This is a genomic window from Yeosuana marina (assembly GCF_011762485.1).
GTDB classification, from domain to species: domain Bacteria; phylum Bacteroidota; class Bacteroidia; order Flavobacteriales; family Flavobacteriaceae; genus Yeosuana; species Yeosuana marina.
On the sequence record NZ_JAAKGI010000017.1, the window covers coordinates 1 to 1,839 of the forward strand.

The following is a 1,839-nucleotide window of genomic DNA, read 5'->3' on the forward strand; positions in this document are numbered from 1 at the left end:
TACTGATACACTTGATGTACAGTTTTTACTATCTTGTACATAAAATGTATACGGTGATCCTGAAGCTGATAATCCTGTGAATAATGAGGTTCCTGTAAAAGTTATTCCATCATCGCTATATGTATAACCACCTGATCCGCCTGATCCTACTAATTGTACGCTTCCATCTGATGAACCATTACAACTAACATTCGTTGGTGTTCCTGTTACTACTGGATTGGTTATAGGGTCGACTGCGATTGTACTTGTTGAAATACATCCATTAGCATCTGTAATTTCAAACGTATAGCTGTCTACATTAGCTAGAGAAACTGAATATGTAAATGTAGGGCCTGCAATAGGTGCGCTTGGTGCACTTGGCACTCCTGCTCCTTTTTGAACCGTATACGTAAATGGTCCATTACCACCTGAAATAGTCACTGTAATCACGGCATCTGGTGATGCTGAACAATCTAATTCTTTGGTTACTGCGGCTATTGAAGTCAGTGGCACATAGACAACCGTTGGAGTCGGACTGGTGTTAGTACAACCATTGGCGTCTCTAATAGTTACCGTGTAACTTCCTGGTGTATTCACTGTAAATGTTGGACTCGCTTGATACGATCCACCTCCATTAATACTATACTCATATGGTGGTACTCCTGAGGCTCCTGTAGCTGTAAAGGTAAATCCTGAAGCTACCGAACATTGATTAGATGCTACCGCTGGTGTGGTTACTGTTGGTGACGGATCTTCTGTAATGGTGATCGTATCTATTGTGATACATCCATTAGCATCCTGTACATACACATCCCAAACTAAATCCGTTGCGGAATTGGTATCAACGGTTATCACATTACTGCTGTCATAAACTACTGGTGCCGATGCTCCTGACACTACGGCTGCATAGATATAACTAGCTGTTCCGCCTGCTGGGGTTACCGTAATTTGTGAATTATCTTCTGTACAATATACGTTAGTTGAAGTTGCTGTAAAAGTTAATGGATTTGTTGGTTCTGTTATTACAATAGTCGTATTTGCTGTACATCCTGTAATATCATCTGATACTTCTAGAGTATAGCTTCCTGCAACTAAACCTGTTAAATCTACAGTACTTCCTGTTTGACTTAATGCTCCAGTTCCACTGGTTAATGTACTTGTATAAGTTCCTGCATATCCGGAAACTGTATATTGTATAGCTCCTGTATTATCTCCATAACATAATACATCACTTAATTTTAAGCCTGTAATTGTTATCGGTGTTACTGGAGCTACAGTATAAGATTCTGTATAATAACAACCATTAGCATCGGTTACTCTAAATACATAGGTTCCTGGCGCTAAGCCTGTAAATACATTAGATGCTTGTTTTGCAACAATTGTTGGTGATGGTGCTATAGTTTCATATTCCAATGGTCCAACGCCATCTGTAGCTGTTAGAGTAACATCTGTTGTTGTTGCTATACAAGTTACAGCTGCTGATGAAAATGTTAAATCTGTTGGTGGATCTAAAGCTACTATCGTTATATTTTGAGGTACTGTTGTACAGCCATTAGCATCTCTTACTACATAAGAAAATGTCTGATCAATTCCTGTATCATTTACTGTTAAGGTATTCGCTGAACTAAAGTTTGCGCCTCCATCAAAACTATATTGATAAGGTGCTGTTCCTGTAGTTGGAACTGCTATGGTTATTTCTGCTGATTGATTAGTATTAGTAGCACTACAACTCAAATCTGTTGCTGTTGCTGAAGCTACCAATGCTGTTGGTTCGGTTATGGTTACTGATACACTTGATGTACAGTTTTTACTATCTTGTACATAAAATGTATACGGTGATCCTGAAGCTGATAATCCTGT

At 38.9% G+C, this 1,839-nt stretch carries 1 pseudogene; it reads right to left on the bottom strand.

The window, feature by feature from the left end:
- Positions 1–1,839 (bottom strand): annotated as a pseudogene (locus tag G5V56_RS12185) (hypothetical protein); the annotation flags it as partial.